Source organism: Actinoplanes sp. NPDC004185, from assembly GCF_053603475.1.
The window spans coordinates 119,617-135,578 of record NZ_JBSGFR010000015.1 but is presented as its reverse complement, the minus strand read 5'-3'; the positions used below and the strand labels follow the sequence as shown (position 1 = coordinate 135,578).

Here is a 15,962-nt window from a genome sequence, read left to right as displayed (position 1 = left end):
GCCGCGCAGCAGTACGGGCTGACCGTCAACACCGTCGTGCAGGGCGCCTGGGCGTTGCTGCTGTCGCGGTGCAGCGGTGAGAACGACGTCGTCTTCGGCACCACCGTCTCCGGGCGCCCGGCCGAGCTGCCCGATGTCGAGTCGATGATCGGCATGTTCATCAACACCGTGCCGACCCGGGTGGCCGTGCCCGACGGCGTGCCGGTGGGAGAATGGCTGCGCGGTCTGCAACAGGCGCAGAGCGAGGCCCGCCGCTTCGACTGGGCCGCCCTGTCGCAACTGCGCGCCTGGAGCGAGGTGCCCGCGGGCACCAACCTGTTCGACAGCGTCGTGGTCTTCGAGAACTACCCGTACGACGAGGCTGCGGTCGCCGCTGGGGAGCTGCGGCTGCGCGAGGTGCGGGCCACCGACACGACGAACTTCCCGCTGGCGCTGAGTGCGTACCTGGCCGACGGGCTGCGGCTGGAGCTGGCGTACGACCCACGGCTGTTCGACGCCGCGACTGCGCAGGGTCTCGCCGAGCGGATGCGACTGCTGCTCGGGGCGTTCGCCGCCGACCCGCGGCAACCGGTGTCGGCGCTGGAGTGGGTGACCGCCGACGAGCGGCGACGGGTGCTGACCGAGTGGAACGCCACCGGTCTCGACGTACCGGACACGACCTTCCCGGCCGTCTTCGCCGAGCAGGCCCGCCGTACCCCGGACGCCACCGCCCTGGTCTTCCGGACCACCCGGCTGACCTTCGCCGAGCTCGACGCCCGGGCCAACCGGCTCGCCCACCTGCTGATCCGGGCCGGTGTGGGCCCGGAGCGCGTGGTCGCCGTCGCGCTGCCGCGCGGCGCCGACAGTGTCGTGGCGATCCTCGCGGTGCTCAAGGCCGGCGGCGTCTACCTGCCCGTGGATCCCACGCTGCCGGCCGAACGCGTGGACCTGCTGTGCCGGGACGCCCGCGCCACCGTCGTGCTGTGCGCGGACGGTCGGTTCGCCACAGATCTGCCCGTGCTCAGGCTCGACACCCGGGCCACTGCCCGCAAGCTTGCCCGCTGCCCCGAGACCTGCCCGAGCGACAGTGACAGGACGGGTCCGCTGCATCAGGCGAACTCCGCCTACCTCATCTACACCTCAGGCTCAACCGGCAAACCCAAGGGTGTGCTGGTCGAGCACCGGCAGCTGACCACCCTGTACTTCGACCATCTCGCCGAACTGATCGAGCCGGAGAGCCAGGCTGCCGGCCGGCCGCTGACCGTGGCGCTGACGGCGGCGTTCTCCTTCGACACGTCGTGGGAAGGACTGCTGTTCCTGGCCGCGGGCCACCAGCTGCACGTCATCGACGACGACACCAGGCTCGACCCGGACGCGCTGGTCGGCTACATCGCCGAGCATCGCATCGACCTGCTCGACGTCACCCCGTCGTACGCGCGGCAGCTGGTCCCGGCCGGGCTGCTCGACGACGCCCGGCCGTTCCCGCGGGTGGTCATGCTCGGCGGCGAAGCGGCCGAGCCCGACCTCTGGCGGGCCCTCGCCACGAGCCAGGTCACGGGCTACAACTACTACGGGCCGACGGAATGCGCTGTGGACTCGGTGTCCTGCCGGGTCAGCGAGGCGGACCGGCCCGTCATCGGCCGGCCCGGGCGCAACCAGCGTGCGTACGTCCTCGACCGCGGCCTGCGGCCGGTGCCGCCGGGCGTCACCGGCGAGCTGTACATCGCCGGTGACCAGGTCGCGCGGGGCTACCTGGACCGCCCGGGGCTCACCGCCCAGCGGTTCGTCGCCGACCCGTTCGGTGCGGCCGGTGCCCGGATGTACCGGACCGGCGACCTGGTCCGCTGGACCGGTGCCGGGCTGCTCGAGTATCTCGGCCGGGCCGACGAGCAGATCAAGATCCGCGGCTTCCGGATCGAACCGGGCGAGATCGAGGCGGCCCTGCTCGCGGACCCCGCGATCGCCGCGGCCGCGGTCGTCGCCCACGAGTCCGCCACCGGCACCCGGCGCCTGGTCGCCTACGTGGTTGCCGCCGCGGCCGTGCCGTCCGCGCCGGCCCCGCCCTCCGCCCACGCCAGCACACCGCCGCGGCCCCGGCGGGAAATGCAACCGGCGCAGCTCCCGACGGCCGACGAACTTCGCTCCCGCCTGAGCCGCACCCTGCCCGACTACCTGATCCCAGCGGCGTTCGTCAGCGTCGAGAGACTGCCGATGACCACCAGCGGCAAGCTCGACCGCCGGTCACTGCCCGAGCCCGACTTCGGCACCGGTACGCGCCACGAGCACGTCCCGCCGCGTACCCCGGCCGAGCGGCTCGTCGCCCGCATCTGGTGCGAGGTTCTCGGCCTCGAACGGGCCGGCGCCACGGACTCGTTCTTCGAGCTCGGGGGTGACTCGATCCTCAGCATGCGGGTCACCTCGCGGCTGCGGGAGGCCTCCGGTGTCCGGGTGTCGCCGCGGGCGGTGTTCGCCGCACCGACCCTGGCCGGTCTCGCCGCGTCGCTGGACGCGGGCATGACCACCGAGGACACCGGGACCATCTCCCGGGTGGATCGGCGCGGCCCGCTGCCCCTCTCGTTCGCCCAGCAGCGGCTGTGGTTCCTGGACCAGTTCGCTCCGGGTGGCACGGAGTACGTGTCCCCGCTGACGCTGCGCCTGACCGGCTCCCTCGACGCCGACGCCCTGAGCGCGGCGCTGACCGCCCTGGTGGCCCGGCACGAGTCGCTGCGCACGACCTTCGACACCGTCGACGGCCGCGGCGTGCAGGTGATCGGGCAGCCGTACGAGGTGACGCCCGAGTTGCGTGACCTCAGCGACCCGGCCGGGACCGCACTGGCCGAGCTGCTCGCCGCCGAAGCGGGCCGCCCGTTCGACCTGCGCACCGGCCCGCTCCTGCGCACCCTGCTGGTCCGCACCGCCCCCGACGAGCACGTCCTCCTCCTGGTGCTGCACCACATCATCACCGACGGCTGGTCGGGCGGCGTGCTCACCGACGAGCTCGCCGAGCTCTACGCGGCCGCCCTGCGAGGCGAACCGGCCGCCCTGCCCGCCCTCACCCTCCAGTACGCCGACTTCGCCGTCTGGCAACGCGCCCACCTCGCCCGCCCCACCGCCGAGACCCAGCTCGACTACTGGCGCGACCAGCTCGCCGGCGTCGCCCCGCTGGAGCTTCCCACCGACCGGCCCCGGCCGGCGGTCCGCACCTCGGCGGGCGCGATGCACGCCTTCAGCGTCCCGGCCGAGCTCGCCGACCGGCTGCACCGCCTCGGCCGGGCCCACGACTGCACCCTCTTCACCACCCTGGTCGCCGCCTGCCAGCTCCTGCTCAGCCGCTGGTCCGGGCAGGACGACATCGCTCTCGGCACCGTCACCTCCGGGCGTGACCATCCCGGCCTGGACCGGATCGTCGGCTTCTTCGTCAACACCGTCGTGCTGCGCTCACGGCTCGATGCCCGGCAGCCGTTCACCGAGCTGCTGGCCCAGGCGCGGGAGACCGTACGCGGGGCCTTCGCCCACCAGGACGTGCCGTTCGAACGGCTCGTCGACGAGCTGCAGCCGGTTCGTGACACCAGTCGCAACCCGCTGTTCGACGTGCTGATCGTGTTGCAGAACCTGCCCGGCGACCCGCCCGCGCTGCCCGGGCTGACCGTCGCCGAGCTGCCGCCGCCGGTGGTCACGGCGAGCCACGACCTGGCCATCGAGTTCGAGGAACGCGACGGGGTGCTGGCCGGCGCCATCGAGTACAACACCGACCTGTTCGACGCGGCGACGATCGCGCGGATGGCCGGTCATCTGATCGTGCTGCTGGAGGCGTCGGCTGACGACCCGGCCCGGCCGCTCGGTGAGATGGCGCTGCTCACCGGCGGCGAACGGCAGGAGATCGAGGCGTACCAGCGGGGTCCGGTGCTGGACGCACCGGGCGCGACCTTCCCGGAACTGGTCGCGGCACAGGCCGCCCGGGTTCCGCAGGCGACCGCCGTGGTGTGCGGGCCCGTGTCGCTGACCTACGGCGAGCTCGACGCACGGGCGAACCGGCTGGCCCACGTGCTCCGGAGCCGAGGCTGCGGTCCGGAGACGATCGTGGCGGTGGCCCTGCCGCGCAGCGCCGAGCTGGTCGTGGCCCTGCTCGCCGTGTTGCGGGCGGGCGCCGCGTACCTGCCGATCGACCCGGAGCAGCCGGCCGGCCGGACGGCGGCCGTGCTGAACGATGCTGATCCGGTCCTGGTCCTGGCCGCAACGGATACCGCCGGTCTGCCGGCCGGCCTGGCTGTCCTGAACCCGTCCGACGTGGACGGTGATGCCGAGGTGCCGGTGCCGCCGCTTCCGGCCGGCACCGCGTACATCATCTACACCTCAGGCTCCTCCGGCCGGCCCAAGGGTGTCGCGGTGGAGCACCGGCAACTGACCAATCTGCTCGCCCATCACCGCGCCGGGTTCCTCGCCGACTTCGCGCAGCGGCACGGGGACCGGCCGGTACGGGCGGCCCTCGCAGCGTCGTTCACCTTCGATGCCTCGCTGGAGGAGCTGCTGCTGCTCGCGGGCGGGCACGAGGTGCACATCATCGAGGACGCCGTCCGCCTCGACGCGGACGCCTTCGCCGGGTACGTCGCCGATCACCGGATCGACCTGGTCGACGTCACCCCGTCGTACGCCCGGCACCTGCTCGCCGCGGGCCTGCTGACCACCGACCGGCACCGCCCGGGCATCCTCCTGCTCGGCGGCGAGGCCCTCGGCGACGGACTCTGGCAGGAGCTGAACCACACGCCCGACGTCGTTGCCTACAACATGTACGGCCCCACCGAGTGCACAGTGGACGCTCTTTCCGCGCCGGTCGCCGATTCGGTACGGCCGGTCCTGGGCCGTCCGCTGCCCAACATGCGTGCGTACGTGCTCGATGAGCGGCTGACCCCGGTGCCGGCCGGCGTGCCCGGTGAGCTGTACCTCGCCGGCGCCCAGGTGGCCCGCGGCTACCTGCACCGGCCGGGCCGGACGGCGGGACAGTTCCTGGCCGACCCGTACGGCCCGGCGGGGGAGCGGATGTACCGCACCGGTGACCGGGCCCGGTGGACGGCCGACGGGACGGTGGAGTTCCTCGGCCGGGCCGACGACCAGGTCAAGATCCGCGGCTTCCGGGTGGAGCCGGGCGAGGTCGAGGCGGCACTGCTGGCCCGGCCCGGCGTCACGGAGGCGGTGGTGGTCGGCCACGCGGACCCGGCTGGTCACCAGCGGCTGGTCGCGTACCTGGTCACCGCCGACGGCCGGGACCCGGGCAGCACCGCGCTGCGCTCCTGGCTCAAGCAGTCGCTGCCCGACTACCTGGTCCCGTCGGTGTTCGTGCTGCTGGACCGGTTGCCGGTCACCGCGAGCGGCAAGGTCGACCGGCGGGCGCTGCCGGCCCCGGCCCTGCCCGCCGGTGACGACGGCGAGTACGTCGCCCCCCGCTCCGAGATCGAACGGCAGCTCGCCGAGATCTGGGCCGGGGTGCTGGGCGCGGACCGGGTCGGTGTCACGGACAACTTCTTCACCCTCGGGGGCGACTCGATCCTGAGCATCCAGGTGGTGTCCCGGGCCCGGCAGGCCGGGCTGCGGGTCAGCTCCAAGGACATCTTCCTGCACCAGAACATCGCCGAGCTGGCGCTGGTGGCCGGCACCGCGACGGCGCCGGAGGCGGCACCCGTCGTCGCCGGGCCGGCGCCGCTGACGCCGATCCAGCACTGGTTCCTCGAGCACGAGCCGGTCCACCGCGACCATTTCGCCATGTCGATGCTGATGGACCTGCCCGCTGACGTCGACCGGGCTGCTCTCGTGGTGGCGCTGCACGCGGTGGTCACCCAGCACGAGGCGCTGCGGATGCGCCTGCACCACGGACCCGAGGGCTGGTCCCAGCAGCCGGCCGAGGACATCGGCGTGCCCCTGGACGTCCACGACCTGTCCGGGCTCAGCGCCGAGGAGATCCCGGCGGCGGTGGACCGCCACGCCCTCGACGCCCAGCGCGGCCTCGACATCGCCAACGGCCCGATGCTGCGTGCGGTGATATTGACGACGGGCCAGGAAACGGCGCCGCGGCTGCTGCTCGTCGTGCACCACCTCGTCGTCGACGGAGTGTCCTGGCGGATCCTGCTCGACGATCTGCAGACGGCGTACCGGCAGGCAGCCGGCGGCCGGCCGATCGAGCTGGCCCCGGTCGGCACCGGCTACGCCGGGTGGGCGCAGCGGCTCGCCGCGCTCGTCGCCGCCGGCGGGCTCGACGACGCCCTGCCGTACTGGACCCGGGCCGTCCGCGAGGCCACGGCCGAGCTGCCGGTCGACCGGACCGGCGCCAACACCACGGCCACGGCCCGCAACGTGACCGTCCGGCTGTCCCCGGCGGACACCGACGCGCTGCTGCGTCAGGTGCCCCCGGTGTACCGGACGCAGGCCAACGACGTGCTGCTCAGCGCGCTGGGCCGGGTGCTCGCCGAGTGGACCGGGCGGGAACGCGTGCTGCTCGCTCTCGAGGGCCACGGCCGCGAGGAACTGTTCGACGACGTCGACACCTCCCGTACGGTCGGCTGGTTCACCGCCGAGTTCCCGGTCTCGCTGAACGTGCCGGCCGGTGACTGGGCCGGGGTGCTCACCGGCGTCAAGGAACAGCTGCGGGCGGTGCCCCATCGTGGTCTCAGCTTCGGCGCGCTGCGCTACCTGAGCCGGGCCGACGGTCCGGGGGCGGCGCTGCGCGGGCTGCCGATGCCGCAGATCTGCTTCAACTACCACGGTCAGTGGGACGTGGACGCCGACCCGGACGGGCTCTACCGGGCCTGGCACGCCGGCGCCGGGCAGGACGTCGCGCCGGAGAGCAACCGCGGCTACCTGATCGAGATCACCGGCGCGGTCACCGACGGGTGCCTGCAGCTCGACTGGACCTACTCGCACGAGGTGCACGACGAGGCGACCGTACGCCGGCTGGCCGAGGCCATGGTGGCGGCGCTGCGCGACATCGTGGCGCACTGTGCCCGGCCCGGCGCGGGTGGGCGCAGCCCGTCGGACTTCCCGCTCGCCGCCCTGGACCAGGCCGCGGTCGACCGGCTGGCCGGCGACGGCCGCGACGTCGAGGACATCTACCCGCTGACCCCGTTGCAGGCCGGCATGCTGTTCCACAGCCTGGTCGACGCCGGTTCCGGGGCCTACGTGGACCAGGTACGGGTCCGGCTGGCCGGGGTGAGCGACCCGGCCGCGCTGGCCGAGGCCTGGCAGCGGGTCGTCGACCGGACCCCGGTGCTGCGCAGCGCCGTGGCCTGGGAAGGGCTGTCCCGGCCCGTGCAGGTGGTGCGGCGCCGGGTGACCGTGCCCGTCGTCCACCTCGACCTGCGCTCCCGGCCCGCGGAGGAACGCGACGCCGAACTCGAGCGACTGTCGGCCGAGGACCGCGCCGCCGGACTGGACCTGACCCGGGCACCGCTGCTGCGGCTGGCCATCGTCCGGCTCGACGCGGACGAGGTGCTGCTCAGCTGGAGCTCGCACCACATCATGCTGGACGGCTGGAGCACAGCCGCGGTGTTCGCCGAGGTCTGCGAGCAGTACGCCGCCATCACCTCCGGCCGCGCACCGCAGCTGGCCCCGCGACGCCCGTTCCGCGACTACCTGTCCTGGCTCGCCGCGCAGGACGCCGCCGAATCACAGCGCTACTGGCGCGGCGTGCTCGCCGGTGTCGAGGCGCCGACCCCGCTGCCGTACGACCGCCCACCGGTCGACACCCACCGCACCGAGTCCTCGCAGTCGCTGCGGCTCGAGCTGAGCCCGCAGGAGTCGGCGCTGCTGCACGCCACCGCCCGCGCGAACGGGCTGACGGTGAACACCGTCGTGCAGGGTGCCTGGGCGCTGCTGCTGTCGCACTACAGCGGCGAACGGGACGTGCTGTTCGGCACCACGGTCTCCGGCCGGCCGGCCGAGCTCGCCGGGGTGGAGTCGATGATCGGCATGTTCATCAACACCCTGCCCACCCGCGCGCGGATCAGCGACGGCGCAGACCTCGCCGGCTGGCTGCGGGACCTGCAGATCGAGCAGAGCGAGGCCCGGCGCTTCGACTTCGCCTCGCTGGCCGACCTGCGCGCGTGCAGCGACCTGCCGCCCGGCGGGGCCGGATTGTTCGCCAGCATGGTCGCCTTCGAGAACTACCCGATCGACGCGGCCGGGGAGGGACCGGGGCTGCGCGTCGGCACGGTCGAGGGAGTCGACACCACCACGTTCGCCCTCTGCCTGACCGCGTACGTGGACGACCGGTTGCGCTTCGAGCTCGCCTACGATCCGGCGCTGTTCGACGCGGGCACGGTGGCGACCCTGGCCGAGCGGCTGCGCACCGTGGTCACCGAGATCGCCGCCGATCCGGCCCGCCGGCCGGCCGACGTGCCGTGGCTGTCCGAGGCGGACCGGCGCCGGGTCATCGAGGACTTCAACGGTACGGCCGTGAGCCCGCCCCGCCACACGATCACCGAGCTGTTCGCGGCGCAGGTCGCGCGTACCCCGGACGCCGTCGCGGTGACGTCAGGGGAGACTCACCTGACCTATGCGGACCTGAACGCGGCGGCCAACCGGCTCGCGCACCGGCTGATCGCGGCCGGCGCCGCCCCGGAACGCTTCGTGGCGCTGGCCCTGCCCCGCTCGGCGGACCTGATCGTCGCAGTGCTGGCGGTGGTGAAGTCGGGGGCGGCGTACCTGCCGCTGGACCCGGCCTATCCGGGCGAGCGGATCCAGCGGGTGCTCTCCGACGCCGCGCCGGTGCTGCTGCTGACCACCTCCGAGGTGGCCCCGGGCCTGGACACCGCGGTGCCGGTGCTGGTGCTCGACGACCCCGCGGTGGCCGCCGAGCTGGCCGCCGGCCCGGACACCGATCCGGTGCCCGGGCAGCTCCGGGGCGCGCTCACCCCGGCCAGCCCGGCATACACGATCTACACCTCCGGTTCCACCGGCCGGCCCAAGGGCGTGGTCGTCCCGCACCACAACGTGGTCCGGCTCTTCTCGGCCACCGGTGAGCAGTTCGGCTTCGGCCCGCACGACGTGTGGACGCTGTTCCACTCCATCGCCTTCGACTTCTCGGTGTGGGAGCTCTGGGGCCCGCTGTTGCACGGCGGCCGCCTCGTCGTGGTCCCGTACGAGGTCTCCCGCTCGCCGCGGGACTTCCTGCGGCTGCTGGCCGACGAGCGCGTCACCGTGCTCAACCAGACGCCGTCGGCGTTCTACCCGCTGATCCAGGCCGACGCGGATCTGCCGGCGGTCGGCGACCGGCTGAGCCTGCGCTACGTCGTCTTCGGTGGCGAGGCCCTGGATCTGTGGCGGCTCGCCGGCTGGTACGCCCGGCACCGCGACGACGCGCCGGTGCTGGTCAACATGTACGGCATCACCGAGACCACGGTGCACGTCACCCACCTCCGGCTGACCTCAACCGGAGCTGCGGCGGCGACCGGCAGCACCATCGGCGCCGGCCTGAGCGACCTGCGGGTCTACATCCTGGACCGGCACCTGCGCCCGGTCCCGCCCGGCGTGACCGGTGAGATGTACGTGGCCGGCGCCGGCCTGGCCCGCGGCTACCTCAACCGGCCCGGGCTGACCGCCGAGCGCTTCCCGGCCGACCCGTTCGGCCCGCCCGGCACCCGGATGTACCGCAGCGGCGACCTGGCCCGCTGGGACGCTGACGGCGGGCTGACCTATCTGGGCCGGGCCGACCGGCAGGTCAAGATCCGGGGCCACCGGATCGAGCTGGGCGAGATCGACGCGGTGCTGGCGACCCATCCGGGCCTGGCCCAGATCGCCGTCGTGGACCGCGAGGACCAGCCCGGCGCCCGGCGGCTGGTCGGCTACTTCGTCAGCGCCGCCGAGCCGGTGCCCGGCCCGGCCGAGCTGCGGGAGTTCGCCGCGCGCAGCCTGCCCGACTACATGGTGCCGACGGCGTTCGTGGCGCTGCCGGCGATCCCGCTCAACGCCAACGGCAAACTGGACCGCAGGGCGTTGCCCGCACCGGACCATGCCACCCAACCCGGGTACGCGTACGTGGCACCGCGCACGGACGCCGAACAACTCGTCGCCGACGCGTTCGCCGACCTGCTCGGCGTGCCCCGAGCCGGCACCGAGGACGACTTCTTCGCCCTGGGCGGCGACTCCATCCTCAGCATCGGCCTCACCTCCCGGCTGCGCGAGGCCTTCGGCGTACAGCTCTCACCACGGGCGGTCTTCGACCATCCCACCGTCGCCGGGCTCGCCGCCGCGCTCACCGTGCCGGCCGGCACGCCCGACACCTCGGGCATCACGCCGCAGCCCCGCGACCGGGCGCTGCCGCTCTCGTTCGCCCAGCAGCGGCTGTGGTTCCTGCACGAGTTCGATCCCACCTCCACCGAGTACGTGACCCCGACCGCGGTGCGCCTCACCGGAACCCTGCGTACCGACGCTCTCCGCGGCGCGCTGGACGCCCTCGTGGCCCGGCACGAGTCGCTGCGCACCACCTTCCGGGCCGGCGCCGACGGGGTCGCCGAGCAGGTGATCCAGCCACCGGGACCGGTGCCGCTGGAGGAGGAGCAGCTCGGCGACCCGGCCGGGCTGGGCGAGGTCCTCGCGGCGCACACCGGCCGCCCGTTCGATCTGGCCGCCGGGCCGCTGCTACGGGCAGTCCTGATCCGCCTCGCCGGCGACGAGCACGTGTTGCTGCTCGTGCTGCACCACATCGTCACCGACGGCTGGTCGACCGGGGTGCTCATGACCGAGCTGGCCGAGCTGTACGCCGCGACGGCCACCGCCCGGCCCGCACGCCTGCCGGAGTTGCCGGTGCAGTACGCCGACTTCGCCGCCTGGCAACGCGAACGGCTCACCGGGCCGGTGCTGGACGAGCAGCTCGGCTACTGGCGCGAGACCCTCTCCGGCGTCCCCACCCTGGAGCTGCCGTACGACCGGCCGCGCCCGCCCGTGCACACCCAGCACGGCGCGGTCCACGAGTTCCGGGTGCCGCCGGCCCTCGCCGAACGGCTGACCGGCCTCGGCCGGGAGCACGGCGGCACGCTGTTCACCACCCTGGTGGCCGCCTGCCAGTTGCTGCTCAGTCGCTGGTCCGGGCAGGACGACGTGGCCGTCGGCACGGTCACCTCCGGCCGCGACCGGGCCGAGCTGGAGAGCCTGGTCGGCTTCTTCGTCAACACGGTGGTGCTGCGCACCCTGGTCGACGGCAACGGTTCGTTCGCGGATCTGCTCGGCCGGGTCCGGCAGACCGTGCTCGGCGCGCTCGCCCACCAGGACGTGCCGTTCGAGCGGCTCGTCGACGAGCTGCGCCCGGCCCGTGACACCAGCCGGACGCCGCTGTTCCAGGTCATGGTGGTGCTGCAGAACCTGCCCGGGGAGGCGCCGGCGCTGCCGGGGCTGCGCACCGAGCCGGTCGAGCTGCCGATGACCGCGGCCGGTTACGACCTGACGGTGGAGTTCGAGGAGTCGCCGGCCGGTCTCGACGTGGCCCTGACCTACAACACCGATCTGTTCGACGCCGCCACCGTCGCGCGGATGGCCGGCCACCTGACGGCTCTGTTCGAGGCGATCGCCGCCGATCCGGACCGCCCGGTGTCCCGGCTGCCCATGCTGAGCGGGCCGGAACGTCAGCACCTGCTGACCGAGCTCAACGACACCGACCGCCCGGTGCGGCCGGCCACTCTCGACCAGCTGTTCGCCGCGCAGGTGGCGCGGACCCCGCACGCCCCGGCCGTGCTGCACGACGACGGCGAACTCAGCTACGCCGAGCTGGACGACCGGGTCAACCGGCTGGCCCGGCTGCTGATCGAGCGGGGCGCCGGACCGGAATCGATCGTCGCGCTGGTGCTGCCCCGGTCGCCGGAGATCGTCGTGGCCCAGCTGGCGGCGGGCCGGGCCGGGGCCGCGTACCTCCCGGTGGACCCGGCCTATCCGGGCGACCGGATCGCCTTCATGCTCGACGACGCCCGTCCGGTGCTCACGGTGACCCGCGCGGACCTGGCGGCGAGCCTGCCGGAGGGACCGGTCCTGATCGTCCTCGACGACCCGGCCGTCGGCGCCGCGCTGGCCGGTCAGCCCACGGCCCGGGTGACCGCCGCGGACCTCCGCGCGCGACTGGACCCGGCCCATCCGGCGTACGTCATCTACACCTCCGGATCCACCGGCCGTCCCAAGGGGGTCAGCGTCACCCACGCCGGGGTGGCCAGTTTCTCGGCAGCGGAGATCGAGCACTTCGCGGTCCGGCCCGGGGACCGGGTGCTGCAGTTCGCCTCGCCCAGCTTCGACGCCTCGGTGCTGGAGCTGTGCATGGCCCTGCCCGCGGGCGCCGCCCTGGTGGTGCCGCCGCCGGGACCGCTGGTCGGCGAGCAGCTGCTGGAGGTGCTGGCCGGACGCCGGGTGACGCACGCGCTGATTCCGCCGGCCGCGCTGGCCACCGTCGGCGAGGCCGGGCTGCCGGACCTCACCACGCTGATCGTCGGCGGCGACGCCTGCGGACCCGAGCTGGTCGCCCGCTGGGCGCCGGGCCGGCGCATGATCAACGCGTACGGCCCGACCGAGTCCACGGTGGTCACCTCCTGGACCGGGCCGCTGACCCCGGGCCGCGTGCCGCCGATCGGGCGGCCGATCCCCAACACCCGGGTGTACGTGCTCGACGCCGCCCTTCAGCCCGCACCCGTGGGCGTCGCCGGTGAGCTGTACGTCGCCGGGTCCGGCCTGGCCCGTGGCTATCTGCACCGGCCCGGCCTGACCGCCGAGCGGTTCCTCGCCGATCCGTTCGGTGCCGCCGGCAGCCGGATGTACCGCACCGGTGACCTGGCCCGCTGGACCACCGCCGGGGAGCTGGAGTTCCTCGGCCGGGCCGACGACCAGGTCAAGATCCGCGGCTTCCGGATCGAGCCAGGGGAGGTGGAGGCCGCCCTCACCGCGCACGCCGCGGTCGCTCAGGCGGTGGTGGTCGCGCGTGAGGACCGGCCGGGCAGCAAGCGGCTGGTCGCGTACGTGGTGCCGCCGGCCGGGCAGTCCGCGCCGGGGACCGTGGAGCTGCGCGAGTTCCTCGGCCGGAGCCTGGCCGACTACCTGGTCCCGGCCGTGTTCGTCGCCCTGCCGGCGTTGCCGGTGACCGCCAACGGCAAGCTCGACAAGCGTGCCCTGCCCGTCCCGGACCCGGCGGCCCCGGAACCGGGGGCCGGGTACGTGGCCCCGCGCACCGACACCGAGCGGGCGCTGGCCGGGATCTGGGGTGACGTGCTGGGCCTGGACCGCGTCGGCGTGCACGACAACTTCTTCGACGTCGGCGGCGACTCCATCCTGAGCATCCAGGTGGTCTCCCGGGCCCGGCAGACCGGCCTGCACCTGACCACCAAGGACCTGTTCCTGCACCAGGACATCGCGGCGCTGGCCGAGGCGGTCACCGTGGTCGGTGCCGGCGACGCCGGGCGGGCACCGGTCGTCGGCGAGGTGCCGCTGACGCCGATCCAGCGCTGGTTCTTCGAGACCCACACCGCCAATCCGCACCACTTCAACCAGGCGGTGATGCTGGAACTGCCGGCCGAGGTGGACGAGGCGGCGCTGGGCACGGCCCTGACCGCCCTGGTCACCCAGCATGACGCGCTGCGGTCGGCGTTCACCCGGGGTCCCGCCGGGTGGCGTCAGGAGATCCTGCCGGCCGACGACGCCGAGGTGCTGCGCCGGCACCGGCTGCCGGCCACCGGGGACGACGAGCAGCAGGCGGCGCTGGAGAAGGTCGCCGAGGACGTGCACGCCTCGTTCGATCTGCACCGGGGCGGGCTGCTGCGGGCCGTGCTGTTCGACCGCGGGGACGGGCGGCGGCCGTACCTGCTGCTGGTCGTGCACCACCTGGTCGTCGACGGGGTGTCCTGGCGGATCCTGCTCGACGACCTGGAGACCGCGTACGGCCAGCTCACCCGCGGTGGGCCCGTGGACCTGGGCGCCCGGACCACCTCCGTACAGGAATGGGCGCAGCGCCTGAGCGCGCACGTCGCCGCCGGGGCGTTCGCCGGTGAGGTGGACTACTGGGCGGCCGGCGCCGGCGCCGAGGCGCCGCCGCCGCAGGAGGAGGCGCAGACATCGTCCGCGCCGATGCGGACGGTGTCCGTGGCGCTGAGCGCCGACGACACCGATGCCCTGCTGCGGGTGGCCCCGGGCAGCTACCGGACGCGGATCAACGACGTGCTGCTGGCCGCGCTCGCCTGGGCGCTGACCCGGGGGAGCGGCCAGGACCGGGTACGCGTCCAGCTGGAGGGCCACGGCCGCGAGGACATCCTGGACGGTGCCGACCTGTCCCGTACGGTCGGCTGGTTCACCACGATGTACCCGGTCGCCCTGGAGGTCGGCGCCGGCACCGAGCCGCAGTGGCGCACGCTGATCAAGTCGATCCGCAAGCAGTTGCGGGCGGTGCCCGGTAACGGGCTCGGCTACGGCGCCCTGCGCTACCTCGGTGACGAGCGGTCCCGGGAGCTGCTGGGCGGCCAGCAGCAGGACCCCGAGGTGGTCTTCAACTACCTCGGGCAGTGGGACGCGCGCTCCCAGGAGACCGGGACGACGCTCTACCAGGCGTCGCACCCGGCCCCCGGGCAGGACCACGACCCCCGCGACCGCACTGCGCGGGCCCTGGAGGTGGTGGGTTCGGTGCACGGCGGCGAGCTGGAGTTCTCCTGGTACTTCCAGCCCGGCCGGCACGACCCCGCCGCGGTGGAGGCGGCGGCCGAGGCCTTCGCCACAGCGCTGCGGGCCATCGCGCACGACTGCCGGCAGGGGCGGGGATGACCGTCCCGCTGTCCCGCAACCGCGACTACCGGCTGTTGTGGCTGAGCCAGGCCTGCGCCGAGTTCGGCCACAACGCCACCACGATCGCCTTTCCGCTGCTGGTGCTGGCGGTGACCGGCTCGACCGCCGCCTCCGGGCTGGTGCTGGGCACGATCGCCACCGCGCAGCTCGTCGCCGGGCTGCCCGCCGGGGCCCTGGCGGACCGGTGGAACCGCAAACGGGTCCTGCTGGCCTGTGAGGCGGCGCAGGCGGTGGCGGTCGGGAGCCTGGTGGCCGCGCTGCTGCTGGACGCGGCGACGGTGCCCCACATGGTGGTGGTGGCGGCGGTCCTGGGCGGCTGTACGGCGCTGTTCGAACCGGCCGAGGACGCGACCCTGGCCGCCGTGGTGCCGGAGGAGCAGCTGTCCGCGGCGGTCGCGTCGAACGGGGCCCGTACGTCGCTGGGGCAGCTCGCCGGCACCGCCGCCGGGGGGTTCCTGTTCGCCGCGGCCCGGGTCCTGCCGTTCGCGGTGGACGCGGTGACCCACCTGGTGTCGTTCGTGGCCCTGGCCTTCCTGAAGGTGCCGCCCCGGGACACGCCGCCGGCGCCGGTGCGGAACCTGGGCCCGGAGATCCTGGCCGGGCTGCGCTGGGCCTGGCAGCACCGCACCATCCGGATCACCACCCTGTACGCGGCGCTGCTCAACCTGTTCTTCAGCGCCTTCTACCTGGTGGTCATCGTGCTCGCCCAGCGTCGCGGCACCCCGCCCGGCGAGATCGGCGTCATGGCCGCGATGCTGGGCGCCGGTGGGGTGGTGGGCGCCCTCGCCGCCCCCTACCTGCAACGGGTGCTCAGCCCGTACGTGTCCATCGCCTCGGTCTTCTGGGTCCTGGCCGTGCTCACCCCGGTGACCGCGCTGGTGCACGGCGGCTACCTGATCGGGGCCATCTTCGCGGGCATGGCCCTGCTGGTCCCGACCGCGAACACCACCATCGTGACGCAGCAGCTGATCAGCACCCCGGACGAGCTACGGGGCCGGCTCAGCGGCGTGCTCGCCCTGCTCACCGGGGTGGCCGGCGCGGCCGGGCCGGTGCTGGGCGGGCTGCTGACGGCGGTGGTGCCCGGCACCACGGCGGTGCTCGTCTGCGCGGCGGGCATCGCGGCGGTGACCGTCTCGGTCACCGTCAGCAAGGTACTGCGCGAGTTTCCCCGGCCCCGGGTCCCGGTGGCCGGGTAG

At 74.0% G+C, this 15,962-nt stretch carries 2 protein-coding genes (1 of these 2 running past the window's edge); both read left to right on the top strand.

Annotated elements, in window-relative coordinates:
- On the top strand, positions 1-14,745 hold the 3' portion of the coding sequence (locus ACWEOZ_RS17705) for a non-ribosomal peptide synthase/polyketide synthase (RefSeq protein ID WP_451911757.1). It extends 5,367 nt beyond the left edge of the window; the window shows 14,745 of its 20,112 coding nt (coding positions 5,368-20,112); its start codon lies off the left edge, out of view; it ends in the stop codon at positions 14,743-14,745.
- A complete protein-coding gene (locus ACWEOZ_RS17700; RefSeq protein ID WP_451911756.1) occupies positions 14,742-15,962 on the top strand; it encodes an MFS transporter in 1,221 nt (406 codons plus the stop codon). Before ACWEOZ_RS17705 ends, ACWEOZ_RS17700 begins: the two co-directional genes overlap by 4 nt.